Genomic DNA, 26,431 nt, shown 5'->3' on the forward strand with positions numbered 1-26,431 from the left:
ATTCGTAGGGTGGGCACGGTTTTTGTGCCCACGCGGAATCGAACGGTGGGCACTTGATTGTGCCCACCCTACGCTTGTCTGAGCGAGCCATGGCAAGTACTCCATCCAACAACATCCTGCTGCTCGGCATCGGCAACCTGCTTTGGGCTGACGAAGGCTTTGGCGTGCGCGTTATCGAGCATCTGCAAAAGCACTACCGTTTCCCGGATAACGTGCAAGTGGTGGATGGTGGTACGCAAGGCGTATACCTGATTGAACATGTGCAAGCGGCGGACGTGCTGGTGGTGTTCGACGCGGTGGATTACGGCTTGCCGCCGGCCACCATGAAGCGCGTTGAAAATGACGAGGTGCCGAATTTCCTGGGCGCGAAGAAAATGAGCCTGCACCAAACCGGCTTTCAGGAAGTATTGGCCCTGGCGCAAATGCTGGGTGAATATCCTCAGCATTTACTGCTGATTGGCGTGCAGCCGGAGGAGTTGGAAGACTACGGCGGCAGCTTGCGACCCGCCGTCAAAGCGCAAATTCAACCGGCTATTGAGATGGCTCTGACTTATCTGCAAAGGTTCGGCGTCGCTGCTGAGTGCGTGGACAGGCCGCAAGTGTTGGCCGATCCGATCTTGAATATCCAACGCTACGAGCAAGAACGCCCTTCTCCCGAACAAGCCTGCCGGTTGGGCGACGAGCGCATCGTGTTATCCGCTGCTTTTGAGGTGAAGCCGCCGCCCGCTTCCGACCTGCCCAGCTTGCAAGTCGATGTCGATTATCGGGGCAAATACTGATGTGCATCGGCATCCCCATGCAAGTCATTGAACCCCTCGGCGATTCCGCGCTGTGCGAGTATCGCGGCCAAACCACGCTGATCGACATGATGTTGGTGGGCGAACAAGTCGCCGGCACTTGGTTGCTGGTATTTCTGGATGCGGCTCGGGAAGTTATCTCAGCAGAACGCGCCGCACAAATCGCCGATGCCTTGGAAGCCATGCGTTTAGCCATGCAAGGTGAAACCAACTTCGATCATTTATTCGCCGATCTGGTCGACCGCGAACCCGAACTGCCGGAGTTTTTAAGAACATGAGCACACCCTTGCTGGAGCAACTGCAAACCCGCCATGGCCTGCCGCTGCTGGATGCCGATGGTTATGATTTATTCGTACACGGTCGTGACACCGTTGTACTGTTCTTTGCCAACGATCCCATGATGTTTCCGGAAAGCCACGATGTGGCCGTGATTTTGCCGGAGTTGTTAAAAGCCTTTGCTGGGCGTTTACACGGTGCGGTGATCGATAAATCCATCGAACGCGAATTGCAGGCCAGGTTTAGATTTACCAGTTGGCCGTCTTTGGTGTTTTTGCGCGGCGGTGAGTATCTGGGCGTGATTACCGGGATTAAGGATTGGGCGGAATACGGGCAGGAGTTTGCGCGGATTTTGGCCGCCGAGCCGGGGCAGCCGCCGGGGTTTGATCTTGGGAAGGTTTGTGGGGTTGGGCATGCTTAGTTTTCAAAAAATGTAGGTTGGGTTTACCCGAGGGCATAAAAGCTCGATAGAGCGTAACCCAACATTCGAAGCCAAAAGCCAGTTTTCTGGCTAGCGCGCTTTTTGGTCGAGGATTAAGTTCTCACCGGCTCTTTAACAATTTGGTGTCACTATTGCGCAGTACTCCAACAGTCTTTATGTTGGAGTACAATGCGCATAATAAAGCCGTACTCATGGAGACAACATCATGGCAGCCACGAACAGCGCCTCAAAGAAAGCCACCAACATCACCTTGTCTGCCGATGTGCTCGCAGAGGCCAAGGCATTGAATATCAATATTTCGCAGGCCTGCGACCGACACCTGCGCGAGTTGGTGCGCGGCGAAAGAGAGAGGCGTTGGCAGCAAGAGCATGCCGAGTTTATCGCAGCCTACAACCAAACGATTGAGCAAGACGGTTTGCCGCTAGACGAATGGCGGTCTTTCTGACATGGCGCGTTTCGATGTTTACCGCAATAGCAGTACAACGTCTGACGACGTACCGTATCTGCTGGATGTGCAAAGCGATGTCTTGAATTCTTTGGAGAGTCGAGTCGTCGTACCGCTGCGCCGGCTTGATCGCTTTCCGGCAGTCAAATTACCCACTAATTTGAGCCCGATTGTGGTGGTCGATGGTCTTGAGTGTGTGTTGGAAACGCCGAAATTGGCAGCTGTTCCGGCTCGGATTTTGAAATCACCGATTATGTCGTTGGAAGCGCAGCGGTTTGAGATTGGGGCCGCGTTGGATTTTTTGTTTCAGGGGTTTTGAGTCTTAGGTGTCGCTAACGCGACGGGGTTTTGAAGTCGGGTCTCGGCCCGACAGCCGAAATACTTTCTTTTGCGTGGCCAAAAGAAAGTATTCAAAGAAAAGGCCACCCGGAATTCCGCCTTAATCCTGCGCTTCTCGCTTTTGGCGAGGGTTTTCGGAAGGGCCATCCTTGGCCCTCCGAAAACGAGCGGCATCCCTCCCGCTCCCCTGCGGGCTAATCTCGCCAAAGGCTGCGATGCTCGGGGCGGAATAACGGGAATAGTCCACTACAGCGGTTATTGTGTGTAGCAAAGGTTTTTTGGTAGGTTGGGTTGAAACGACAGTGTAAACCCAGTGTTGGTCTATATTGCTGGGTTTCGCTTGTTGTAACCAGCTATCGCCTAATCATAATGCTATGAGCCAAAGCAAAAATCGCAAACAACAGTTTTTAACTTCAAATCCTGTATGCTGTTTTTGTGGAGGTGTTTCGCCATCCGAAGAACCAGATCACGTCCCATCAAGAGCTTTTTTTACGAACAGACAGTGGCCAGAGGGATATGAGTTTCCTGCGTGTGTTACTTGTAATCGAGCTAGTCGCCATGACGAACAAGTTGTGGCGATGTTATCTCGCCTTTACCCAGAAAGCTCTAATTCTGCTGACTCTGCAGCAATAGAGAAACTAATGGTTGCAGTTTCAAGGAACTATCCAGAAGTCATGGAAGAAATGTTGCCGACATTAAGGCAGAAAAGAAACGCAGCTAAAAAATACAAACTCGAACTCCAACCTGGTCAAACGCACGCCGATCTCCCCCTTCTATCGGTCAGGGGGCCATTGGTTAATTCAGCAATACATAGCTTCTCCCGAAAACTTTTTTGTGCACTTTATTACAAGCATGCCGGCCAAGTTTTAAAAAGCTCGGGAGGTATAGCTGTACTTTGGTTTTCAAATCTTCAAATCGATGAAGACAAAATCCCAAGAGAGCTAGGAAATGTTTTATCGGGTTTCCCCAAACTTGAACGATCTCGAACTAACCTGGATGACCAATTTTTTTATCGCTGGGCAATCGCAGATACTAAGGAAGTTGCGGTTTTTCTGGCGTTTTTTAGACGATCATTCGCTATTCTAGGTTATGTTCATCAACAGGCCGATAGATTTGAATTACCCCTTGGAGCTACTATTATTCGCCCGTTTCAAGCAGAGTAAATCGTCACTTGGTTATTCTCGGTAGCACAAGAACTAGAAACTTATGTTACCCAAATTTTCGTATTTTTTCGGATGGTAGGGAGAGGTTTTCTCCCGTTATTCCGCCCCGAGCATCGCAGCTTTTGGTGAGATTAGCCCGATAGGGGAGCGGCAGGGATGCCGCTCGTTTTCGGAGGGCCAGGGATGGCCCTTCCGAAAACCCTCGCCAAAAGCGAGAAGCGCAGGAAATTGGCGGAATTCCGGGTGGCCTTTCTTTTGGTGACTTTTCTTTGGCCAAACAAAGAAAAGTTACTCGGCTGTCGGGCCGAGAACCGACATCTAAAAACATCCCCGCGATAGCGACACCAAATAAACACACACCCGTAAATTCAATAGACAACTCGAAACGATGGCCAAAATATGACCTCAATAACTCTCCCTATTTTCGGCCAAGGCAGCCAACCCGCCGAGGAAGACGGCGTCGAACTCGACTATCTGGCGATGCCGGAAGAAATGACGACCTACCGGATGCCGACGATTTCGGTGGACTTGAATGCGGCCGATCTGGCGCAGGCCAAAACCGTATTGCAGCAACTTGAGCAAGATTTAGCCGCGTATCCGGCAACCAGCCAAACCATAGACTTGATAGCCCTGGACCAAACCAATCGCCAATTCGTCGACGAGCTGCTCGGCGAAGGCGAGGTCAGCATGCTGTGCAGCGGCGCGCAAACCCTGCGGATTCAGGAATCGGTGCTGGCCGGCGTCTGGCGTTCGCAAGGTCTGGATGCGCAAAAAAAGGGGGTCGTCACCGATACCTTGGAAGTCAGCATCATTCCCCAAGCCATCCTGCAAACCGCATTCGCTGATGCCGCCAAACATATCGATACTGACATGAGCACTCTCCCGGACGGCGTGATGAACGCACCACCGTTGCTGGCGGAATTGAATGCCAAAATCGCTGAGTATCAACCCGGCACCGAGGCGCACGTCATCAACTTGAGTTTACTGCCGCAAACCGAGCAGGATTTGGAATTTCTGGAAAAACGTTTGGGCAAGGGCGCGGTGACGATTTTGTCGCGCGGTTACGGTAACTGCCGGATCGACGCTACCGCCACCCGCAATGTCTGGTGGGTGCGGTATTTTAATTCGCAGGATACGTTAATCCTGAATACGTTGGAAGTCAGCGAGGTGCCGAATGTAGCTTGCGCGTCGGCGGAAGATATCGCCGACAGCCACCAGCGTTTGCAGGAAATTTTGCAGGTGTATTTGTGAGCGAAGGCTTCTTCGCCGGCGCATACGGTGGCGATGCTTCTCGATTGCCGCCCGAAGCCAAGCTGGAATGCAAGATTTGCTGGCATGTTTATGACCCGGCTGAGGGCGATGCCGTCTGGCAAGTACCGCCCGGCACGGCCTTTGCTGACTTGCCTGAGCATTGGAGTTGCCCGCAATGCGGCGCGCCCAAACAAGGCTTTTTGGTGCTGGACGACTAAGCATGTACTGGCAGGACGGTGAGAAGATTCGGCAAACGCTGGAAGCCGTGTTTAACGACATCCTGGCCCAACGGATGCGCGACATGCCGGTGGTGAATCCGGCATTAGCGGTGCGCGCCCTAGGGTTTAACCGCTACAACGCCGATTGGGTGGGGGTGTTGATTACGCCCTGGTTTATGAACCTGTTGCTGCTGCCAAGCGCGGAAAGTCGATGGTCGGCGCAAGCGCCAGGAACCAAGTTTGACCAGGCTTTTCCGTACGGCAGTTTCGAGTTCGTCGTCGCTGATGAACGGCAATTGGGGCGCTACGCGCAATGTTCGCTATTTTCGCCGATGTTTCAATTTGCCGACCAAGCGGCGGCCGTGGCGGCTGCGGAAAGTGCATTGCAAGCTTTGCTAGCCGTTCCCGCGCCACGAGCGATCAGCCGCCGCGATTTGTTGCGCGGCAATTTGGTAAGACCTTAAGTGACGCCGGCGGGCGAGATTACTATCGAACTGACGCATCGCGCCGGCCAAGTCGCTGCGGTGAAGATAGGCTCGACCCGGCCGGAGGCGGCGCAGGTGCTGGTCGGAAAAACGCCGGAGCAAGTGTTGAGCATGGTGCCACTACTGTTTTCTTTATGCGGCAATGCCCAGGCTTACGCGGCTTTAATGGCCTGCCGCGCTGCCTTGCAGATGACCGCTGAGCCGGAAGCCGATGCCGCTCGGGAATGCTTGGTGCAACTGGAAACCGTGCGCGAACACGCTTGGCGGATATTGCTGGATTGGCCGGTTTTGTTGGGTCGGCTAGCCGATAAGACCGCGCTTGCGGCGCTGTTAAAATTGGATAGACAGTTCAAATCGTGTTTATTTAAAGATGGCGAGGCGTTTAAGCTGGATAGTCAGTTGCAGGTCGACGGACCGTTTTTGCAGACTTTGCTTGTTGAATTGACCAGCTTAATCGATAAAGCGATTTTTGCTGGCGGCCTCAGCGGGTTTCTGGCGATTTCGGACGAAGCGCATTTGCACGACTGGTTGGATGTAAATACAGGATTGGCAGCGCAACTATTGAACGCTGTATACCAACGTGATTGGCCGGCGCTGGGGAGCAGTCTTGTGGTGGGTTTGCCGGAATTGGATTCGGCCGAACTGAACAGGCAGATGCAAAACACAGATCCTTTGGCCTTCTGTCGGACGCCGCAGTGGCAGGGCCGCTGTTTTGAGACGACACCTTTGAGTCGTCAGCAAGCGTTGCCCTTGCTCGCGGATTTGCACAGCCGTTACGGCAATGGCGTATTGTTGCGATTTGTTGCGGTGTTATTGGAAGTGGCTGCAATCCCGCAGAGGGTAAAATCAATGGGTGGAACGATGCTGGCGTACGCCGCAGATGGCGTCGGTCTGGCACAAGTCCAAGCCGCGCGCGGCTTATTGATTCATCGCCTGGAGTTACGCCAAGGCAGGGTGTACGATTGCCGCATAGTGGCTCCGACCGAATGGAATTTTCACCCCGATGGTGTGCTGGCCCAAGGTTTAAAGTCTTTGCAAGCGGACGCTGTCGATGGTTTGCGGCAGCAGGCGGAATGGCTGATTAACGCGGTGGACCCCTGCGTGCAATACCGGCTGGTGCTATCGCCGGAAAATTGAAATTTACAGAGTAATCATCATGCACGAAATGTCGCTCTGCGAGAGCGTGTTACGGATTATCGAACAACAGGCCAAGGCCCAGCAATTTGCCAAAGTCAAAACCGTGTGGCTGGAGATAGGCGCCTTGTCGGGCGTGGAGCCGGAGGCGATGCAGTTTAGTTTTGACGTGGTGATGCAAGGTTCGCTCGCAGACCAGGCCCGCTTGGAAATTATCGAAGTGCCAGGGGTGGCTTGGTGCATGCCCTGCGGCTGTGAGGTGCTGGTGAGACAGTTATATGACGAGTGCCCACACTGCGGCAGTCATCAATTACAGATCGTCGATGGCGATCAAATGCGAATTAAAGAACTGGAGGTAGAGTAATGTGCGGCGTATGCGGCTGCGGCGAGGGCCATATCCACTCGCACGAGGAATCACACGATCACGAGCATGCTCATGATCACCACCACAGTCACGAGCATGGACATCACCATCATCACGAACATACCGCAAATCATGCGCATGCACCGGGCTTGACCCAGGCGCGGATGGTGCAGATCGAGCAGGATATTCTGGCGAAAAATAACCGCTATGCCGAGGAAAACCGCCGCTATTTCAGCGAACGCGGCATGCTGGCTTTGAACTTGGTGTCCAGTCCCGGCTCGGGCAAAACCACGCTGCTGACCGAAACCATTCTGCGTTTGAAAGACGAGTTGAGCATCGCGGTGATCGAAGGCGACCAACAAACCGCGCGCGATGCAGATCGCATCCGCGCTACTGGCGTGCCGGCGCTGCAAATCAACACCGGCAAGGGCTGTCATTTGGACGCGCATCGGGTGGGTCACGGTTTGGAAAGTTTGAATTTACCCGAGCATAGCCTGCTGTTTATCGAAAACGTCGGCAACTTGGTGTGTCCATCGGCTTTTGACTTGGGCGAAGCGCATAAAGTGGTAATCCTGTCGGTCACCGAGGGCGAAGATAAACCCATCAAATACCCGGATATGTTCCATGCCGCCGATTTGATGATCTTGAACAAAACCGATTTGCTGCCGTATCTGGATTTCGACAGCGCCCAATGCATTCAGTATGCGAAGCAAGTTAACCCGCGCATCAAGGTCTTGTCGCTATCGGCCAAAACTGGCGAAGGCATGGACAACTGGCTGACCTGGCTCCGCGCCGAGATGGCTTTGCAGCGAATAGCGTATGCTTAAGCAACTTTGCCGCCACTTTTAATACTGCTATGTGCCTAGCCCTGCCTGCCCAAATTGCCGATATTGATTTTGCGACGCAGATGGCGACGGCGTCGGTGGACGGCGTCAAGGTCGAAGTATCGTTGGCTTTGGTGGATGATGTGAAAGTCGGTGATTACGTGCTGGTGCATGTGGGTTACGCGCTGAACAAGATCGACGAGGACGAAGCCTTGAAAACCCTGGCCTTGTTCGCGGAAGCCGGTTTGATGGCATCATGAAATACATCGACGAATTTCGTCAGCATGATGTGGCCAAGCACCTGGCGCAAGTCATTGCCCAAACCGTTAAGCCTGAGAAGCATTATCGCTTGATGGAATTCTGCGGCGGTCATACTCATGCGATTTTTCGTTACGGCGTGCAGGATTTAATGCCGAGCAATGTCGAGTTCATTCACGGCCCCGGCTGCCCGGTGTGCGTGCTGCCGACGGGACGCATCGATAACGCGATTCAGCTGGTCGAGCAGCATCATGTCATTCTCTGCACCTACGCAGACTTGATGCGAGTGCCGGGTGGCGGCAGGCAAAGTCTGCTCAAAGCCAAGGCGGCCGGCGGCGATATTCGCATGGTTTATTCCACCCAAGACGCCTTGAAAATCGCCCGGGATAACCCGGACCGGCAAGTGGTGTTTTTTGCGATTGGTTTTGAGACCACCACCCCGCCCACTGCCGTTGCCATCAAACAGGCGCAAACGGAAGGATTGATTAATTTCTCGGTATTCTGCAATCACGTGTTAACGCCGGCAGCGATGCAGGCTATTCTGGATGCGCCGGAGCCGGTATCTATCGACGCTTTTTTAGGCCCCTCTCATGTGAGCAGCGTGATCGGTAGTAAGCCTTACGAAACCTTCTCAGCGCATTACGCCAAACCCATCGTCATCGCCGGTTTCGAACCGCTGGATGTGATGCAGTCGTCCTTGATGCTGATTCGGCAATTGAACGATGGCCGGCATGAAGTGGAAAACGAATACAGCCGGGCGGTGACGCGCGACGGCAACGTTAAAGCCCAAGCCTTGATGGCCGAGGTGTTTGAGTTGCGTCCGCAATTTGAATGGAGAGGCTTGGGACTGATTCCGAATAGCGCATTGAAATTACAAGCTGCTTATGCCGAATTTGACGCCGAACAGCGCTTCGAAATGCCGGCTATCAAAGCCAGCGATGTCAAAGGCTGCGAATGTCCCGCCATCCTGCGCGGCGCGAAAAAACCGCAAGATTGCAAATTATTGGGCACCGTTTGCACCCCGGAAAACCCTATGGGCTCGTGCATGGTGTCGTCTGAAGGCGCGTGTGCTGCGTATTGGAGTTATGGACGGCTGCGGCAAGTGTAGGCGTAAAAAGGTGGACACAGATAAAGTGTCCACCTGGATCACCCCGACTTAAAGCGGGGTGAGTAAACTGGGCTTATTTATAGATTTCTGCGGCAGCGGCTTTCAATTTCGCGTCATTGCCTTGCATTGGTTTCATCATTTCGTTTTTAGACGCTTTAGCGCCGGCGACCAATTCGTCAGCGGTTTTGAATTTGGCTTTCAAAGCGTCAACAGCCGGCGCCACGGAGCCGTTGTGGCAACCTTTACAGGTGTCCGCCTCGCCAGCAGATGATAGGGAAGGAATTAAAGCAACAGAAGCAATCGCCAGCAGTGCAAAAATTTTAGTTTTCATTGTGGTTTCCTCGTGATTGTAGTTATTTTACCGAGCGGTGAGCGCTAACACTGTTTGACATCAGTATCCGGAGCCAACCGACGGTGCTGATGAATTTTTCACCGGCGGAAGTTTTCTATCACAGCCTGAAATGCGAAGCAAACATCTCGCGATGCTGTGGGAGTTTTTAAGTGGTTTGCTGTGCATGCCTTACGAGCTTGTCCGCCATGAATTCTTTCAAAAACGAGACCTGAACTGTGCCAGAGCGCTATGCTGTCCCTTTAAATCTGAAATCCGGCCACGTCGATCTTAGTCATGGTGGCGGCGGTCGCGCCATGGCGCAATTGATCGACGAGCTGTTCATCAAGCATTTTGACAACGAGCTACTGCGTCAGCATAACGATCAAGCGTTATTCAATGTACCGGCTGGGCGCTTGGCGATCAGCACCGACGGTCATGTGATTTCACCTTTGTTTTTTCCGGGTGGCGACATCGGCTCATTGTCGGTGCATGGTACGCTGAACGACGTGGCGATGTCCGGTGCAAAACCCTTATATCTCTCGGCAGGTTTTATCCTGGAAGAAGGTTTGCCGCTGGCCGATCTGGAAAAAATCGTTATCAGCATGTCTGCCGCTGCCAAGGCTGCCGGCACGCCGATTGTTACTGGCGATACTAAGGTAGTGGAACGTGGCAAGGGCGACGGCGTGTTTATCACCACGACCGGCGTGGGCCTGGTGCCGGATGGAGTGACTATCTCCGGCGACCGTGCTGAGCCGGGTTGCGCGATTTTGCTCAGCGGCAGCATCGGCGACCACGGCGTGGCAATCATGGCCAGTCGCGAAAATCTGCAATTTCAGACCACTATCGTTTCCGATTCAGCGGCCTTGCATGGCTTGGTCGCCGATCTAGTCGCAACAGCGCCGACGGCTTTACGTTGCTTGCGCGATCCGACGCGCGGCGGGTTGGCAACAGCTCTGAATGAGTTGGCCAAACAGTCCGGGGTGGGGATGGTGATCGACGAAGCCAAGATTCCGGTCAAAGCCGAAGTCAAAGCTGCCTGTGAAATCCTCGGCCTAGATCCCTTATATGTCGCCAACGAAGGTAAATTGGTATGCATTTGCGACGCCGCTGCCGCCGACGACTTGTTGGCGGCGATGCGGCAGCACCCGCTGGGTCGCGACGCCGCTATCATCGGCGAAGTCATTGCCGACCAGCACGGCTTCGTGCAGATGACCACGGCTTTTGGTGGTCGGCGTATCGTCGATTGGCCGGTCGGTGAGCAGTTACCGCGCATCTGCTGATGCCTGGCAAAGCCATTCGAGCGCGCGGCGTGGTGCAGGGCGTCGGGTTTCGACCGACGATCTGGCATTTGGCGCGCCAGCACGGCTTGACCGGATCGGTGTGGAACGACGGCGAAGGGGTGATGATTCATGTCTTCGGAGACTCGCAAGATTTGATCAACTTTATTGCACAAATCCCGCAGCAGTTGCCACCCTTAGCACGCCTGGATAGTTTGGAAGTTGATGAATTGCCGGGCATCGCGCCTGATGAATTTACGATTATGGCTAGCCGTCACAATGGCATCGATACCCCGATTGCCGCTGATGTCGCGACCTGTCCGGAGTGTTTGGCGGATATTGCCGATCCGCACAATCGCCGCTATCGCTATCCCTTCACCAATTGCACTCATTGCGGCCCGCGCTTGTCTATTGTGCGCAGCGTCCCCTATGACCGGCCCAACACCAGCATGGCGGCATTTCCCATGTGTCCGCACTGTCAACAGGAATACAATGATCCAGCCGACCGGCGCTTTCACGCTCAGGCTAATTGTTGTCCAGCGTGTGGTCCGAGCTTGTGGCTGGCGGATCATCAGGGGCAGACTTTGGCAGCGGATGATCCGATTGGCCGTACCGCCGAATTGATCCGCCAAGGTTACATCGTCGCCATCAAAGGACTGGGAGGTTTTCATCTTGCTTGCGATGCCAGCAATGCTGAGGCTGTCGATAGACTCCGGCAGCGTAAGCGCCGCTATGCTAAACCGTTTGCTTTGATGGCAAAGGATCCGGCGATGGTTAGCCGTCATGCGTCCCTAAGTCCACTGGAACTGTCTGCCTTGCAGCATCGCGCTGCGCCGATTGTGCTGTTGCCAGCCCGAGGCGACCAACTTCCTCCCGGTATCGCGCCGGGTGACGACAAGCTCGGTTTCATGTTGCCTTATACACCCTTGCATACCTTGTTGATGCAAGAACTGGACAGTCCTATCGTCTTAACCTCCGGCAATATCAGCGACGAACCGCAATGTATCGATAATAGCCAAGCACGGGAAAAACTCGCGGGCATCGCCGATTATTGGCTCCTGCACGACCGCGACATTGTCAATCGTCTGGATGATTCGGTGGTGCGTTTGATGGATGGACAGATGCGGATGTTGCGCAGGGGCCGAGGTTTTAGTCCGGAGGCACTGAGTTTGCCGGCTGGTTTTAAGGATGCAAGCAATATCCTGGCGATGGGTGCCGAATTAAAAAATAGCTTTTGCTTACTGAAAAACGGCCAAGCCATCGTCAGCCAGCATATCGGCGATTTGGAAAATGCCGTCGTGCAGCAGGATTACCGGCAAGCCATCGATTTGTACCTAAAACTTAACGATTTTCGTTCGAACCAGATCGTTGTCGATGAGCATCCCGGCTATCTGTCGACCCAATACGGACAGGCTTTGGCGGCGACCGAGGGGATCGAACTTGTCAGTGTTCAGCATCATCACGCCCATTTTGCGGCTTGCCTGGCGGAACACAGTGCGGGTTTGGATGCACCGCCGGTATTGGCGGCAATTTTCGATGGCCTGGGTATGGGCGTAAACGGCGAGTGGTGGGGTGGCGAGTTTTTGTTCGGCGATTACCGCAGATGCGCGCGGCTGGGGCATATTCAACCCATCGCTATGCTGGGCGGTACACAAGCGATGCGCGAGCCTTGGCGGAATACTTATGCGCAATTGCGGCATTATTTTGACTGGCAAACTTTGGCACGCGATTATGCGGATTTGGACATCATTCAGTTACTAGCCGGCAAACCCTTGCTGACGCTGGATACGATGTTGGCAAAAAACCTCAACTCGCCGCTCAGCAGCTCCTGCGGGCGCTGGTTCGATGCATTTGCGGCCGCTTTGGGTTTGCATGCCGAACGGGTCGATTATGAAGGACAGGCAGCGATTGCGTTGGAAGTATTGGCGACTCCTTTCTTTGGCGAAGAACAGCCTTACCCTCGAGCTTGCGCTATTGCCAACTGCGCCGACTTGGTTGTGCTAAGTTGGCCAGGCTTATGGCAATCGGTGCTGAATGACCTGCAAAGCGGCACGGAGAAGGCTCGCATCGCTGCCCGCATCCATCATAGTCTCGCCGCCGCGACGGTCGATGTGTTGAATGGTTTGAGCGGCCAAACCGGCGCGAACAGTATCGTTTTAAGCGGCGGTGTATTTCAAAACCGCTTGCTGCTGGAAGCGGTGAGCGAACAATTGCGCCAACACGGTAAAACGGTGCTATCACCGCAACGCTATCCGATGAACGACGGTGGCTTGGCTTTAGGGCAGGCGGCGATTGTCGTGGCTGTTAAGCTATAACTAACGTACCTCTACTGCCTATTTTATAGGCGAATATCAAGCATTCAGGCTATCAAACCTGCTTCTCAAACGCCACCTCAAACCGGCCATAACGCTGCAAAATAGCCGGCAACAACAATAAATTCAATACGGTCGAAGACGTCAAGCCGCCGATGATGATGGCAGCCATCGGCCCCATGATTTCCCGGCCTGGATTATCGCTACCTATCGCAATCGGCAGCATCGCCAGTGCCGTGACTAACGCCGTCATCAGGATGGCCGGCAGGCGTTCCTGGGCGCCGCGAATCAAGGTCTCCGTCGACCAGATTTGACCTTCCAGCTCAACCAGATGGCGGTAATGCGAGATCAGCATGATGCAGTTGCGCACGGTGATGCCGAACAAGGTCACGAAGCCGACGAAAGAGCCGACCGACAGCGTGGCGTCGGTGATCACGACCGCCGCCACGCCGCCCAATAGGGCAAAGGGCAGGTTTAACAAGGTCAGCAGCATGTGCCGCAGGCTACCCAAGGCGATGAACACGAAAATCAGCACGCCGGCGCCGGCCAGCAGGGCGTGGATGATCAGCGTTTCGCGGGCCTTGGCTTGTTCCAGCGCCGCACCGATGAACTCGGGGTAGCTGCCGTCGCGCCAACTCATTTCGTTTTGGACCCGTTGTTTCAATTCGATCATGAAGGCGTCCATATCCCTGTCTTCCACCTTGCAAGTAACGGTCTGAATGCGCTGTGCACCTTGATGCAGGATGTTATAGCGGCCTTCGCCGTAGCGGATTTCGGCCACTTCGCCCAGCAGTACCCGCTGGCCTTCAGTATTTTTTAACGGTAGCTGAACCAGGTAATCCGGTTGGCTGCGCCATTCTGGAGCCAATGCTACTGCGACATTGAAAATTCGGTTGCCTTGCAGATGTTTGCCGACGATGCGACCTTCGTAAGCGGTTTGCAGGGCGCTCATCACTTGGGCCGGACTGATGCCGCGAAACTTCAACTGCTCCAAATTGAGTTCGACTTGTAGCATGGCCGTGGCCGGCGGCGAGCGCAGTTGCACGTCTTCGGCGCCCGGCAGCGTATTGATCAGCGCAGCCAGTTGTTGGGCCTTACGATCCAGTTCGGTCAGATCGTTGCCGTAGATATTGACTACCACCGGAGCGGTGTAACCGGAAATGGTCTCGTCGACCCGTTCAGTTAAAAAGGTATTGGCTTCAAAATTGATGCCGGGGAATTGCTCTAAAATCTCGCGCAAATTGTCGAGCACCTGTTGCTGATCCTGCCCGGACAAGGGCTTTAGCCGCACTTCGTATTCGCTGTAATGGCTGCCGTAGGTATCGGCGCCGCGTTCGGCGCGACCGGCCCATTGTGACACCGATTCCACGCCGTCGATAGCCGTGATTTGCTCGGTGAGTAAACTGCCGACGCGAATCGATTCCTGCAAGGACGTACCCGGCACGCTGGCAGTGTGGACGATGAAATGGCCTTCGCGTAGTTCCGGCAGAAATTTATGATCCAAACCTAGAAACGCCGCTACGCCGATCAGGCAGGCTACCGCACCTATCGCCATCACGGCTTTGAAGTGTCTGATAGCCCAGAGTAATTGCTTGGCATACAGTGGTTTAAGATGGCGCAACAAGGGAGGATCGCTGTCGTCCGGCAGTTTGTTACGAAACAGTAAATGGCATAGAGCCGGTGTCAGGGTTAACGCCACCAGCAACGACATCAAAATCGCCAGAATATAAGACACGCCCAGCGGCGCGAACAAACGGCCGCTGACGCCATCCAAGGTCAGCAAGGGTACAAATACCAAGGCGACGATGAAACTGGCGTAAACCACCGAGCTACGTACTTCCAGCGAGGCTTGATAAATCACCGTTTCAGCGCTATCGGGGAAGATTTTTATACGATTTTCGCGTAGGCGCCTAAAGATGTTTTCGGTGTCGATGATGGCGTCGTCCACCACCTCGCCCAACGCAATGGCCAGCCCACCCAGTACCATAATATTTAAGTTGACGCCGCATTCTAAGAGTACTATCGCGGCGGTCAGCAGCGACAACGGAATGGCAGTGGCGGCGATAAAGGCACTGCGCAGATTGAATAAGAACACATACAACACCACCAGTACGAACAGACCGCCGATCAGTAAATGTCCGGACAAATTATGCACTGACGTTTCGATGTAATCGGCTGGCCGGAACAAGTGAGAATAGAAATCCACGGACTGTTGTTTGAAAATCGGTTGAAACTCCTCCAGCACCGTTTCCACTTGCCGCGATACCGATAAGGTATTGGCGCCGTACTGGCCGATCACCATCATCACGATCCCAGGCTTGCCCATGATTTGCGCCGCACCGATGGGAGGCTCGGCGCCATAACCGATCTGCGCGACATCGCCCAAGGTCACGTTCATGCCGTCCTGGCGTTTGACGACCAGTTGTTTGAACTGCTCGGGATTGGCTGGCTGGCCGCTGATTTGCAATGTAAAACGCTGGTTGGCGTTTTCAATGAAGCCGGCCCCGTTCATTTCCGCCGCACCGGCCGCCGCGTTGACAATGTCGTCTATCGATAGATCGAAGCGCTGTAAGGCCGCCGGTTGTAACTGCACCTGTAATTGCTGGATGTCGCCGCCGAACACATTCACATCGGCCACGCCCGGAACAGCCAGCAGGCGTGGCACTAAGCTCCAGTCTACCAAGCTGCGCAGTTCCATCAGCGTCTTGCTATCCGAATGCATGCCTATCGTCAATACTGTAGCCGACGAGGACGACAGCGGTACCGCTACGGGCATACCGACGCCCGCCGGCAAGCGTTGGCTTAGACTGTTCAGGCGTTCGCTGACCAATTGCCGATTGCGATACACATCGCTGTGTTCGTTAAACGTCGCTGTAACGATGGATAAGCCCTGAATAGACTGCGAACGCAAGTTTTGCAGAGCAATCAGGCCGCTGATACTGTTCTCAATTTGCTGGGTGACCAGCACTTCCACTTGCTCGGCGGCCAGGCCGGGCGCCTCGGTCTGGATGATGACTTGCTTCGGCGAGAACTCCGGGAAAATATCCAGGCCGGCGTTCGCCAGACGGTAAATGCCGTAAGCGAATAGCAGTAGCGCCAGGGCTACGACGATGCCGGAATAACGGATGGAAAAACGGACCAGAAGTGCGAGCATGAGCGACGAAAGGGATTAAATAGCGGGCTATTGTGCCTTGTCGGTCAGGATTGGTCCATGTTGATACGCCGCCTCCGGCTATGCGGGGAGGAAAAGGCGCTAGCTCTGCGGTGTTTTCCGAGCGGAATAGTGCTTAAAAAATCACCTCCGCACTAGAGGCGGAGGTGAGCGTTGTAGATTTTTGAGAATCAGGAAAGTGATTTTTTGCGGGATACGGCGATGAAGCCCAATAATGCCGAACCCATAAAGCCAAAGGCCGCAGGCACAGGAACTGGGGTCGTGGTAGTTAACAGCCTGAACTGTCCGTCCCACTTTGCCGGGCCGGTGAAGTTCAAGCGAAAACTATGCAGGTTGGTAAACACCGCAAGATTGGTGAAGTCGCTGAAACTTACCAAGTAATTATTGTTGCCGGTAAACGTTTTGATACCTGAGCTTGAGCTGCCGTTGGCTACCATTTCCACATTGACACCCAGGTCGATTGCCAACACCTCCAGTAGGATGGCGTTGCCGTGAGCGGTTAAATCAAGTGGGTCGAAATTCCACAGAATGGAGGCGCCGCCGGCTGAGCGACCGTCATTCGATATGATTAGCTGGTTACCGCCGGAAACGATTTCCGTGGTGTTGGCTAACCGGGTTCCCGAGGCTTCGGCGATAAAGGTCCTTGAGGCATTGCTTAGGTCGGTGCCGGTAAGCGCCAATACCGTATCGCTAGTAGAGCCTACGCTACCACCGTCGTCGAATACGGTTTGAGAATGGCTGAAATTATCAATCGTCAGTATACCTGCTTGGCTTGGGCTGGATAGCGCTAAGCCCAGGCTTAGAAGCAAAGGCGCGAGGTTTTTGTGAAAATGTTTAGCATTCATGTGAATTATCCGTGATCAGAATTGAAATTTGGAAATCAGAAGATTTTGACGGCAGGCGTTAAACGGCTACTAATTTTTGGCGTTTGCCTACGGTAATGCCCAAAGCGCCTATGATCAATAAAGCGGTGACGGAAGGTTCGGGGACCGTTGATAACTGGCTGAAGTCAGCGTCCCAAGCGGCATTGGTACCCCGCAATTTCAGCTCCAGACTGTTTAGATTCTTGAAAGCCGCGGGATTCGAGAATTGTGAGAAGTCGAATCTAATAGTGCTGGGCGAACCGATTGCAACGCTGGCCAAATTCTGAAAACTTAGCATCGAAGTGCCGTTGGCGATCATTTGAATTTGGTAACTGGCATCGCTAGATTCGGTCGTTAGCAGTATCGCGTTAGCGAAAGCAGTAAAGTCGACGGCAGCGAAATTGTAAAAGATGCTGGCGGTACCTGTTGAATTGCTACTGTTCCCGACCGTCAACAAGCCATCTTCCACAAAAATTCTGGTGGTACCGCCTGGGGTAGGGCTGGAATTTAATGTTCGTTGCAAATTGCTTAGATTTGATCCGGATACATTAACTGGGCCGTTGACGTTGTTAGTGGTGGATTGACGGTTGGCAAAATTATCGATCACTGTTGCCGACTCGGCGGCTTGAGTGAATAAGGCTAAAATCAGGATTAATCCGGATAAGGGCATTTTCGGCATTACAGAATTCATGTCGATTCCTTTTTGTCAGTGGCTGAAAGATAAGTGATTCGCTTGCAATCGATTGGGTTGCATAGTGCGTCAATCTAACTAAGCATTAGTGGTGCCAATTTAATTTAAATTAATCCAATCAATTATTTAAATGTGATTTGGTAGTAATTTTTCAGTTAAGCAGCTGACAGCCGGGGCAGATGTTGCGACAGTTTTGGCAGGATGGCATGGAGCTGTCATGTCCGGCTTTTAGTAGTAAGCGAAGTTGCTGTTTGTCGTCGTGGTGAGTGAGTTGGAATGTTTGTGATACTTTGCCGATCTTTTCAAAGTACGATAGCATCGTACTAACACCTTCAATCTGGAGTCCAGCCTAATGGATAGTCAACATATCGATTTGCACCGCTCCATCATCTCCCTGAGTTGTGCGCTGGATTTAGTCGGTATCGACGAAGTGAAACACGGCAAGCGGGTCGCGATGATGGCTTGGCATATTGCCGGTAAGCTCGATTGGTCAGCTGTCGATAGATTGAGCATTCTATATGCCGGCATGCTGCACGATTGCGGGGTGGCGAAGGTTCGCGAGCATAGGCATTTGACCGAATCGTTGGAGTGGGACGGCGCCGAGGCACATTGCTTACGCGGCGCGGAATACTTACAAGCCTGCCCACCGCTGGCCTATCTGGCAGAGGAGATTCGCTACCATCACACGCGCTGGGAGCAATTAGTTGAGTTGCCGCTGGCGCCTCGTGTGCGGTTGCGTGCCAATCTGTTGTTTCTGGCTGATCGGATTGATGTGTTGCAAGTCCCGTATTTGGCCAGCGAACAAATTCTGGTGGCCGCGCCCAAAATAGTGGAGCGATTACTGAGCTATTCGGGATCGCTGTTTGCGCCTGAGCTGTTGGCTGCGTTTGCGGAACTGGCGAAAAGCCAGGCGTTTTGGCTGGCGATGGATCCGGATTATTTGGATGAGGATTTACGCGAATTGGGGCGCGACTTGCCGACGGTAGACTTGGCTTATCCTTCGCTGCGGGAAATGGCGCGGCTATTTTCGCGAGTGGTGGATGCGAAAAGCCCGTACACCGAGCAGCATTCTGAACGGGTTGCGCAAATCTCCAGGCAATTGGCATTGGATTTGGGGGTGACTGGTTGCGATCTGGAGCAGGTGGAAATTGCTGGTTTATTGCACGATCTTGGCAAATTGCGGGTTTCCGAAGACATCATCGACAAACCGGGTAGCCTGACCCCTGAAGAACGGGCCTGCATGCAGCGGCACAGTTACGATACTTACCGAATTTTGCAGCGGGTATTTACCGACTCTAAGATTCCGCAATGGGCTGGCTTGCACCACGAAAATCTGCGTGGCGAAGGCTATCCGTTCAAGACTATCGGCAAGTCTTTGGAGTTGGAGTGTCGGATTATCAGCGTCGCTGATATTTTTCAGGCCTTGGCGCAGTCCCGCCCCTATCGCGAGGGTATGTTATTGGCTGGCATTATCGAGCATCTGCGGCAACGCGTGGCTGAAGGCGTATTGGATGGCGAGGTGGTTGCTAAGTTGATCGAGAATGCGGACGTTTATTACGAACTGGCGCAAGGCAATTGATCAATGGCTTAAACCGGCCGCCAAAGCACTGTGCTTGTCCGCGACATATAGGTCTGGGCCTTGTAAAAATATTCGCTCGCAGCCGAAAACACAAAAGCCGAAGGCATCAATACACGCCTCCGGCTTTTAGCGACAGCGAACTAAACCGCTGATTACGCTTGGCGTTGTTTTCTGGTATTAAAGCCCATCAAACCGAGTAAGCCGGAACCCATCAGCCAGGCTGCGGCGGGAACCGGTACTGAGGTAATTGGGCCGCTTCCGCCATTGTTGTCTAGGCAATATTCAACATAGAGCTCTGCCGCTTTGAAAAAATAATCTTTGCTACCAGAATCCTTCACGCCCAATACGGCCGTCAATGAGGCGAAGCCGGTTTTGGAAAGAAAATCGCTAACATCCAAACTAATATATTGTTTGTAGCCATCGACTTCGGTCCAGCTTGTGGAAACGTTGGAGCCGTTAATCGATGTAATACGGGCGTATTCCTTTCTATCTTTTATCAGGCCATTTGAGTTGGAATCGTCCGCCGATGTTGAGTCATCGCGCAACCATATTTTCAGTAGAGCGTTATTGATAAAGGTGGTGTCCAGCTGATAGTCGAAGTTAAGGGTGTAGCTATTATTGCTGGTATCGCTATCTGCTTTCGAAATTAGCATGCCGCTGCTGCCGCCGGATAAAGTCAGACTCAATGTTTCTAAATCGCAAGACGCTTGGTTGCCGCAGCCACCGTGTCTGGAATCGTTGTCGTGTTCATGTTCAAAACCATTTGACGCAAAGGCGGAGGGAGTGAGCAGGGCCGAAGATAATAGAATGGAAGCAGTCAATAGCGTTTTCATGGCAAGTACCCAGAAGTAATGAATGGAAATTTATCGGAGGCGATTGGACGCAGAACAGGATGTGTGCGGCAAATCAGCTGGTGATCAGTGTATCCAGGTATGTAACTGTGTTTAATTGTCCGTTCGTGCCATGACAATTTTGTCATGGCGGACGGTTTGGACGGAGAGATTGGATTGCCGAGATAGCTTAAGGGCGGTATGGATTACCACCCTACCGAGTCCGCTGTTGAGCGGGATGAAAACCTAACAGAGCTGAATAGTGGCATCAAAAGAGCGAATTCTTAGCTCAGTTGCTTGTAGTGTAAGCAGTTATGACTAGAGAGTTAATTCAGCGGCTGGAAGTCCGTCAGTCTTGACGTCTGCAATTCGGTAAAGAAATCGACGCTGCCGCGATTACCGCATAGCCGGGTATAATCCGCCGCTATTGTTTGCAACCGCTGTTCGCCATGTCCGAAGACTACTATTTCACCCCCGACCAAGCCGTCGAATCCCTAAAAGTACCGCCGCATTCCATTCAGGCCGAGCAGTCGGTGCTGGGCGGCTTGATGCTGGATAACCAAACCTGGGATTCGGTCGCCGACAAAGTGGTCGAGACAGACTTTTATCGCCGCGATCATCGATTGATTTTCCGTGCTATAGCCCAGTTGGCGGAGAAACAAGATCCGTTCGACGTGGTGACCTTGTCAGAGGTGCTGGAAACGACCGGCGAATTGCAGGATGTGGGCGGTTTGGCATATTTAAGTACGCTGGCGCGAGATACACCCAGCGCAGCGAATATCGTGGCCTATGCCAACATCGTCCGTGATCGCTCGGTTTTGCGGCAACTTATCCACGTCGGCACCGAAATTTCCGATTCGGCATTTACCACCGAGGGCCGGGAAACTGCCGATTTGCTCGAAAATGCCGAACGCAAGGTATTCGAAATCGCCGAACAGCGCCAACGTGGGCAGGGGGGATTCAGCTCTATCAAATCCTTGCTGGCCAAAGCCGTGGATAAAATCGAAACTCTCTACGAACTCGATGGCGACATCACCGGCGCCAGCACCGGCTTCACCGATCTGGACGAAAAAACCTCCGGTTTGCAACCCGCCGATTTGATTATCGTCGCCGGCCGGCCATCGATGGGTAAAACCACGATTGCGATGAATATGGCCGAAAACGTGGCGCTGAAAAGCGGCATGCCGGTGGCGGTGTTCAGTATGGAGATGCCGGGCGAATCATTGGCGATGCGGATGATGTCGTCGCTGGGCCGCATTGATCAACACAAGGTACGCACAGGTAAGCTGGACGACGACGATTGGCCGCGTTTGACTTCGGCGATCAACTTGCTGGCGGAAACCAAGATGTTTATCGACGACACGCCAGCCTTGACGCCGACCGAAGTGCGTTCGCGCGCCCGCCGTTTGACCCGCGAACACGGTCAGCTGGGCTTGATCGTGCTGGACTATTTGCAGTTGATGCAATCGCCGGCCAGCGGCGATAACCGGGTGCAACAGATTTCCGATATTTCCCGCGGCTTGAAGGCGCTGGCAAAAGAGCTCAATGTACCGGTGATTGCACTGTCTCAGCTCAATCGTAATCTGGAGCAACGCCCCAACAAGCGGCCGGTGATGTCCGATCTGCGTGAGTCCGGCGCGATCGAGCAGGACGCCGATTTGATCATCTTTGTTTATAGGGACGAGGTCTATCACGAAGACAGCCCGGACAAAGGCATCGCCGAGGTGATTATCGGCAAGCAGCGGAACGGCCCTTTGGGGACGGTGCGGCTGACTTTCCTGGGCCAATACACCCGCTTCGAAAACTTTGCCGGCGTCTATAACGGCCCCGAGGATTACGAATGACGCCTGCGGCTTTTGTGCATCTGGATTTGGACGCCGTGCGCCACAATTTGGCGCAAGTGAAGCGTTACGCGCCGGACAAAAAAATCATGGCGGTGATCAAGGCCAACGGCTACGGCCACGGCATGACGCTGGTAGCCACCGCTTTGGACTTGGCGGACGGCTTTGCCGTCGCCAGGGTGGACGAGGGCGTCAGGCTGCGGCAAGCCGGATTTAAACAATCCATCACCGTGTTGCAAGGCTTTGTCTGCGTCGATGAGTTGTGGCAGTTGTTGAAATATCAATTGGCGGCGGTGATCCACACTCCCCAGCAAATCGCTATTTTGCAACAGCAAGCCGACTCCGAAGGCAAGCTTGCCGTCTGGCTGAAAATGGATACTGGCATGAACCGCCTGGGTTTTAAGGGCGCGGACTTCAGCGCTGCTTATCAGCAGTTATTGGGCTGCGCGCTAGTCGAGCAACCGATCAATCTGATCACCCATTTTGCCAACGCAGACGACTTGCTGGACGACAAAACCCGCCGGCAAATCGATTTGTTCAACGACGCGGTCAAAGACTACCCCGGCGTGTGCAGCATCGCCAATTCCGCGGGCATTATCGGCTGGCCGAATGTCCGCTTCGGCGCCGCTCAGGATCGCAGTAGCGATTGGGTTAGGCCGGGGTTGATGCTCTATGGCTGTTCGCCGTTTGCCGGCAAGACCGGGGCGGATTTTGGTTTGAAGCCGGTGATGAGTTTGCATTCACGGTTGATCGCGGTCAAGGATGTCGCCGCCGGCGAAACGGTCGGTTACAGCGGCACCTGGCAATGCAAAACTGCGACTCGGCTGGGTGTGATTTCCATCGGCTACGGCGACGGTTACCACCGCCACACCAAGAGCGGCGCGCCGGTGTTGGTAAACGGCCAACGAGTGCCGTTAATCGGCCGGGTATCCATGGACATGATCACCGTCGATCTTAACGAACAACCGGCTGCGCAACCCGGCGACCCCGTGACCTTGTGGGGCGACGGCTTGCCGGTCGAAGAAATCGCCCGCTATGCGGAAACCATCCCCTACACCTTGCTGTGCGGGATTACGCAGCGGGTGCAGGTCATCGAGCAGGGCACGGAATAAGTGCGAAGGTTCCTTAATCCTTAATCATCGAGCTTTTTTGGGCTATTCAGCTTTTAACTCGAGTATCCGGATATGGGCGATCACTAATCGGTGCGAGTTCGTTTCTTCCATGTTCTGCAAAGAGCGGATAAAAATGGCTTAATTGACTTACCGGTAATTTTTTCTTAGTGCCAGAAAACCGGCTATGCCGGAAACAAACAAAAACAGTGCTGATGGAATTGGAACAGGCGATGCTAATAAAAGACCCTGGCCATTTCCCAGTCTTCCCCAGGTCACATCCTTTGCTGTTAAGTAAGTTGGAATTAAATCAACAGCCGATACAGTATCGGGCAAGTTCCGCAAAGCTATTTGCATAAACGACGGAAGCACGGATTGTGCGTAGGAATATTGCATTCCAAAAATAATGTTGCTTGCACTCCAAGGATTGATGTTATACGCAACACCAGAATATGGCGTAATGCTAGAATACCAAGATGATGAGGGATTTTCAGAAGCGAAATAACTTACTCTAGATAAGAAAAAATTAGCTTCTGTTGGGTCTGAAAAATCTTGTCTTTTTATATAAGCAATTTCAGGCAAAAACTCAAAATACAACTGTTCAAACATTCCATTTGGGTTCGACAGAGAGATATCTATGTTAATAGAGTTACTAGATACGTCAGTTATTGTTACTGCAGCAAATGGTGTATTTAAGTTTTCTATATCATGGTCTGTCGCGTAGATCGATGGGGCGTTTTTGAAAAAAGAATAAGAAAAAGTGCTTCCTGAACAAATACTACTAAAACTAAATAAAGAAATAAGAAATACAAAAATTGATAACTTCCTCATGATGTTTTTTCCCTGTAGGTAAAGTTGTGTATTGATTAAAACGCTATAGCCGAAAACTTCAAATCGGGTTATCCGGCCTTATGTTGGCGGAACACATTTCAGGTGCCGATTACCACAAATTATTGCAAGCCCAAAACGAGCCCACTTTATCAAAGTTATACCCCCACTTCCACTTCGTACCCCGAGTATTTGCGGATATTGATCACGCCGTTGTCGAAGATCAAATACTGGCCTTTGATGCCTTCCAAGATGCCGGACACCAGTGGTTCTTTGTCGAAATTAAACGATTTTACCTTGCTGGGGTATTGCAGCACCGGATAGTCCAGCGTCAGGGATTCGGCATCGCTGAGCAATTGCGGCGGGCTGTCGGGAAATTGCGCGGCGATGCCTTGCAACTGATCCGCGCATTCTTTCAGCAATTGATCGCGGATTACAGCCAGATCCAAGGGCACGGTGTTGTTTTTCAACATTTGTTGCCAGCTGGTTTTATCGCTGACATGTTGCGCCAAGGTGACTTCGATCAATCCCGACAGATGGCGGGAAACGACCTTAAAAATGGGTAAGGCTTGCACCGCGCCTTGATCGATCCAGCGGGTTGGGGTTTGCGATTGGCGGGTGATGCCGACCTTAATTCCGGAAGAGTTCGCCAGATAAACAATATGCGGTTGAAAGCAAAACTCCTCGCCCCAACTGGGTTCGCGGCAAGTACCGGCAGCGTAGTGGCAGGTTTCCGGTTTCATGATGCACATATCGCATTGCGCCAGCTTGATGAAACAGGGGTAGCAGTAGCCTTGATTGAAGCTTTTATTGGTTTTTTTCGCGCAATGGACGCAAAAAATCTGGCCGGTGTAGCGTAGCGACAGTTGTTTGCCCAGCAGCGGGTTCAATTCGATTGCTTGTGCGCCGACCGGCAAGCGGTATTGCACTGGCTCGGCCAACGCGCTGGTCATTTTTTGCAGACTGCCTAACACTTGATTTAATCCCGATAGCTTAATAACGGCGGCTATAATGACAGCGTTTCCAGCGTACTCAAAGAGGATTCGATGTCATTCATGCAAGTTGCTGCTGGTGGCAATATTCCGTTTGAAATAAATGTGGTGGTCGAGATTCCCGCCTTCAGCGATCCGGTCAAATACGAGGTGGATAAACATACCGGCGCTCTAACAGTGGACCGCTTCATGGGCACCGCCATGCAATATCCCTGCAATTATGGGTACATCCCGCAAACTTTGTCCGAAGACGGCGATCCGGTGGACGTGATGATCATCACGCCGGCACCTTTACTAAGTGGTTGCGTGATCAATTGTCGGCCGGTAGGGGTGTTGAAAATGATAGACGAAGCCGGCCCTGATCCTAAGCTGTTGGCGGTACCCGTGCCGCGCTTGACGCCGTTTTACAATCACGTCACCGATTACAAAGATTTGCAACCGGACAAGTTGGCCAAGATCACCCACTTTTTCCAACACTACAAAGACCTGGAGGAAGGCAAATGGGTCTGCGTGGAGGGGTGGGGCGGTATTGAAGATGCGCGGCAGGAAATTCTGGCTAGCGTCGGCCGCTACAAAACGTCGCATAGCAGCCGTCGCTAATCCTATTTTCCAAGGTTATTCAATTTCTTGCGAGAGTTTCAGTTTTTTCGCGCGGTACATCGCGCTATCGGCTCGGTTTAGTAAATCGATGCTACTTTGGCCGTCGTGATGATAGATGGCCGCGCCTATGCTGGCGCTGATAGCAACCGGTTTGCCATTAATGCTGCAAGCTTCTGCCAATTGCGACTGAATTTTTTCTATCACTGCCGCTACGCTACGATCAGCATCGACTTCGCCCAACAACACCAAAAATTCGTCTCCGCCATAACGGCAAGCGGTGTCGCCACAGCGAAGACAAGCTGACAAGCGTCCCGCCACTTCTTTGAGTAATTGGTCGCCGGCCGCGTGGCCGAGTTCGTCGTTGATGTTTTTGAATTCGTCCAGATCGATAAACAATAGCGCGACCGGCCGTTGCTGACGATCCGCTTGGGCCATGGCCTGTTGCAGTCTATCAAGCAGTAAAACTCGATTGGGGAGGCCGGTTAACTCGTCGTGATGTGCGCAATGCAAGGCTTGTCTGTAGTTCTCGTCACTTTCCAGCAGTTGCTTTTCCAAGGTTTTGCGTGTCGCGGCAAGCGATTCGATTTGTCGGCGGGCATCGGCCAACTGCTGTTGACTAATCGCCAAGGCGCGCTCCAATCCGGCAATCTCCGCACGGGATTGCTCTAACTGACAGCATTCGCTGTTGCTTTCGCATTCTGGAGTTTGGCTGAGCCAGCGTTGGGCGACAACCGATGAAATAAGGCTTTGCTTCTGGGGCTGGTGTCTGATTCGGCTATTCATCACAGCACCTCCATTAGGGCAGTTGCTGAATTGATGGCAGTCAACGCCGCGATGAATAAAATCGAATTATCAACTTTCATGACAATAACCTGTATGAATTGAGTGGCCGGAAAGCTCGT

General features: G+C 53.0%; 28 protein-coding genes. 20 read left to right on the top strand and 8 right to left on the bottom strand.

Annotated features, from left to right (window positions below; genetic code table 11):
• The first annotated feature begins 89 nt into the window (after positions 1-89).
• The 14 genes from ACR64Q_RS01515 (at position 90) to hypD (ending at position 9,104) form a co-directional block, all read left to right on the top strand.
• Positions 90-779 carry a HyaD/HybD family hydrogenase maturation endopeptidase gene (locus ACR64Q_RS01515; protein WP_313733363.1) on the top strand — a complete coding sequence of 230 codons (690 nt, stop codon included), beginning with the start codon at positions 90-92 and terminating at the stop codon, positions 777-779.
• Positions 779-1,075, top strand: a complete 297-nt coding sequence (locus ACR64Q_RS01520; RefSeq protein WP_026603260.1) for a HypC/HybG/HupF family hydrogenase formation chaperone — start codon at positions 779-781, stop codon at positions 1,073-1,075. The genes ACR64Q_RS01515 and ACR64Q_RS01520 overlap by 1 nt, the downstream gene beginning before the upstream one ends.
• The gene (locus ACR64Q_RS01525) at positions 1,072-1,494 is read left to right on the top strand and encodes a thioredoxin domain-containing protein (RefSeq protein WP_026603261.1); all 423 of its coding nucleotides are present in this window, start codon (positions 1,072-1,074) and stop codon (positions 1,492-1,494) included. Before ACR64Q_RS01520 ends, ACR64Q_RS01525 begins: the two co-directional genes overlap by 4 nt.
• Positions 1,495-1,720: 226 nt before the next feature.
• Entirely contained in the window at positions 1,721-1,960 is a 240-nt protein-coding gene (locus tag ACR64Q_RS01530) for a type II toxin-antitoxin system CcdA family antitoxin (RefSeq protein WP_026603262.1), read from the top strand.
• A 1-nt stretch (position 1,961) separates the two neighbouring features.
• Complete coding sequence (locus ACR64Q_RS01535) at positions 1,962-2,279, top strand: CcdB family protein (RefSeq protein WP_026603263.1); 318 nt, start codon at positions 1,962-1,964, stop codon at positions 2,277-2,279.
• A gap of 394 nt (positions 2,280-2,673) precedes the next feature.
• Positions 2,674-3,462: a hypothetical protein gene (locus ACR64Q_RS01540; RefSeq protein ID WP_313733364.1), complete on the top strand. Its 789-nt coding sequence runs from the start codon at positions 2,674-2,676 to the stop codon at positions 3,460-3,462.
• Between the two features lie 399 nt (positions 3,463-3,861).
• The gene (locus ACR64Q_RS01545; protein ID WP_313733365.1) at positions 3,862-4,713 is read left to right on the top strand and encodes a hydrogenase expression/formation protein; all 852 of its coding nucleotides are present in this window, start codon (positions 3,862-3,864) and stop codon (positions 4,711-4,713) included.
• Positions 4,710-4,931: a rubredoxin gene (locus ACR64Q_RS01550; protein ID WP_171697517.1), complete on the top strand. Its 222-nt coding sequence runs from the start codon at positions 4,710-4,712 to the stop codon at positions 4,929-4,931. Before ACR64Q_RS01545 ends, ACR64Q_RS01550 begins: the two co-directional genes overlap by 4 nt.
• Positions 4,932-4,933: 2 nt before the next feature.
• Complete coding sequence (gene hybE, locus ACR64Q_RS01555; RefSeq protein ID WP_313733366.1) at positions 4,934-5,395, top strand: [NiFe]-hydrogenase assembly chaperone HybE; 462 nt, start codon at positions 4,934-4,936, stop codon at positions 5,393-5,395.
• Positions 5,396-6,553: a Ni,Fe-hydrogenase I large subunit gene (locus ACR64Q_RS01560; RefSeq protein WP_313733367.1), complete on the top strand. Its 1,158-nt coding sequence runs from the start codon at positions 5,396-5,398 to the stop codon at positions 6,551-6,553.
• Between the two features lie 19 nt (positions 6,554-6,572).
• Positions 6,573-6,914 carry a hydrogenase maturation nickel metallochaperone HypA gene (hypA, locus tag ACR64Q_RS01565; protein WP_313733368.1) on the top strand — a complete coding sequence of 114 codons (342 nt, stop codon included), beginning with the start codon at positions 6,573-6,575 and terminating at the stop codon, positions 6,912-6,914.
• Positions 6,914-7,741, top strand: coding sequence for a hydrogenase nickel incorporation protein HypB (hypB, locus tag ACR64Q_RS01570; RefSeq protein WP_313733369.1), 828 nt, complete (start codon positions 6,914-6,916; stop codon positions 7,739-7,741). The genes hypA and hypB overlap by 1 nt, the downstream gene beginning before the upstream one ends.
• A gap of 29 nt (positions 7,742-7,770) precedes the next feature.
• Positions 7,771-7,998 (top strand): HypC/HybG/HupF family hydrogenase formation chaperone, encoded by a 228-nt coding sequence (locus ACR64Q_RS01575; protein ID WP_313733370.1) that lies wholly within the window; start codon positions 7,771-7,773, stop codon positions 7,996-7,998.
• Positions 7,995-9,104: a hydrogenase formation protein HypD gene (gene hypD, locus ACR64Q_RS01580; RefSeq protein WP_313733371.1), complete on the top strand. Its 1,110-nt coding sequence runs from the start codon at positions 7,995-7,997 to the stop codon at positions 9,102-9,104. The genes ACR64Q_RS01575 and hypD overlap by 4 nt, the downstream gene beginning before the upstream one ends.
• Positions 9,105-9,177: 73 nt before the next feature.
• Here the strand turns inward: hypD and ACR64Q_RS01585 are convergent, their stop codons facing one another.
• Positions 9,178-9,435, bottom strand: coding sequence for a hypothetical protein (locus ACR64Q_RS01585; protein WP_026603274.1), 258 nt, complete (start codon positions 9,433-9,435; stop codon positions 9,178-9,180).
• Between the two features lie 236 nt (positions 9,436-9,671).
• Here ACR64Q_RS01585 and hypE point away from each other — a divergent pair, with 236 nt between their 5' ends.
• Positions 9,672-10,715, top strand: a complete 1,044-nt coding sequence (gene hypE / locus ACR64Q_RS01590) for a hydrogenase expression/formation protein HypE (protein WP_313733372.1) — start codon at positions 9,672-9,674, stop codon at positions 10,713-10,715.
• Positions 10,715-13,027: a carbamoyltransferase HypF gene (gene hypF / locus ACR64Q_RS01595; RefSeq protein WP_313733373.1), complete on the top strand. Its 2,313-nt coding sequence runs from the start codon at positions 10,715-10,717 to the stop codon at positions 13,025-13,027. The genes hypE and hypF overlap by 1 nt, the downstream gene beginning before the upstream one ends.
• A 52-nt stretch (positions 13,028-13,079) precedes the next feature.
• Here the strand turns inward: hypF and ACR64Q_RS01600 are convergent, their stop codons facing one another.
• The 3 genes from ACR64Q_RS01600 to ACR64Q_RS01610 form a co-directional block, all read right to left on the bottom strand.
• Positions 13,080-16,178: an efflux RND transporter permease subunit gene (locus ACR64Q_RS01600; RefSeq protein ID WP_313733374.1), complete on the bottom strand. Its 3,099-nt coding sequence runs from the start codon at positions 16,176-16,178 to the stop codon at positions 13,080-13,082.
• Positions 16,179-16,366: 188 nt separating this feature from the next.
• A complete protein-coding gene (locus ACR64Q_RS01605) occupies positions 16,367-17,041 on the bottom strand; it encodes a hypothetical protein (protein WP_313733375.1) in 675 nt (224 codons plus the stop codon).
• A gap of 58 nt (positions 17,042-17,099) precedes the next feature.
• Positions 17,100-17,750: a PEP-CTERM sorting domain-containing protein gene (locus ACR64Q_RS01610; protein ID WP_081733833.1), complete on the bottom strand. Its 651-nt coding sequence runs from the start codon at positions 17,748-17,750 to the stop codon at positions 17,100-17,102.
• Between the two features lie 352 nt (positions 17,751-18,102).
• On the opposite strand from ACR64Q_RS01610, the gene ACR64Q_RS01615 reads away from it, so the two are divergent.
• Positions 18,103-19,329: an HD-GYP domain-containing protein gene (locus ACR64Q_RS01615; RefSeq protein WP_026603280.1), complete on the top strand. Its 1,227-nt coding sequence runs from the start codon at positions 18,103-18,105 to the stop codon at positions 19,327-19,329.
• A 152-nt stretch (positions 19,330-19,481) separates the two neighbouring features.
• Here ACR64Q_RS01615 and ACR64Q_RS01620 read toward each other — a convergent pair whose 3' ends face one another.
• The gene (locus tag ACR64Q_RS01620; RefSeq protein ID WP_026603281.1) at positions 19,482-20,162 is read right to left on the bottom strand and encodes a VPLPA-CTERM sorting domain-containing protein; all 681 of its coding nucleotides are present in this window, start codon (positions 20,160-20,162) and stop codon (positions 19,482-19,484) included.
• A 446-nt stretch (positions 20,163-20,608) separates the two neighbouring features.
• On the opposite strand from ACR64Q_RS01620, the gene dnaB reads away from it, so the two are divergent.
• Both dnaB and alr read left to right on the top strand, forming a co-directional pair.
• Positions 20,609-22,003 carry a replicative DNA helicase gene (gene dnaB / locus ACR64Q_RS01625; RefSeq protein ID WP_033159133.1) on the top strand — a complete coding sequence of 465 codons (1,395 nt, stop codon included), beginning with the start codon at positions 20,609-20,611 and terminating at the stop codon, positions 22,001-22,003.
• Positions 22,000-23,112, top strand: a complete 1,113-nt coding sequence (gene alr, locus ACR64Q_RS01630) for an alanine racemase (RefSeq protein WP_026603283.1) — start codon at positions 22,000-22,002, stop codon at positions 23,110-23,112. The genes dnaB and alr overlap by 4 nt, the downstream gene beginning before the upstream one ends.
• Before the next feature lie 147 nt (positions 23,113-23,259).
• On the opposite strand, the gene ACR64Q_RS01635 is transcribed toward alr, so the two are convergent.
• Positions 23,260-23,940, bottom strand: a complete 681-nt coding sequence (locus ACR64Q_RS01635; protein ID WP_155931141.1) for a hypothetical protein — start codon at positions 23,938-23,940, stop codon at positions 23,260-23,262.
• A gap of 155 nt (positions 23,941-24,095) precedes the next feature.
• On the bottom strand, positions 24,096-24,890 hold the full coding sequence (locus ACR64Q_RS01640) for a DUF2797 domain-containing protein (RefSeq protein ID WP_051427071.1): 795 nt from the start codon (positions 24,888-24,890) through the stop codon (positions 24,096-24,098).
• Positions 24,891-24,983: 93 nt separating this feature from the next.
• Here ACR64Q_RS01640 and ppa point away from each other — a divergent pair, with 93 nt between their 5' ends.
• Positions 24,984-25,529 carry an inorganic diphosphatase gene (ppa, locus tag ACR64Q_RS01645; RefSeq protein WP_026603285.1) on the top strand — a complete coding sequence of 182 codons (546 nt, stop codon included), beginning with the start codon at positions 24,984-24,986 and terminating at the stop codon, positions 25,527-25,529.
• 15 nt (positions 25,530-25,544) lie between these two features.
• On the opposite strand, the gene ACR64Q_RS01650 is transcribed toward ppa, so the two are convergent.
• Complete coding sequence (locus tag ACR64Q_RS01650; RefSeq protein ID WP_026603286.1) at positions 25,545-26,312, bottom strand: GGDEF domain-containing protein; 768 nt, start codon at positions 26,310-26,312, stop codon at positions 25,545-25,547.
• Positions 26,313-26,431 lie beyond the last annotated feature (119 nt).

It is taken from the genome of Methylomonas sp. 2F7 (assembly GCF_057126975.1).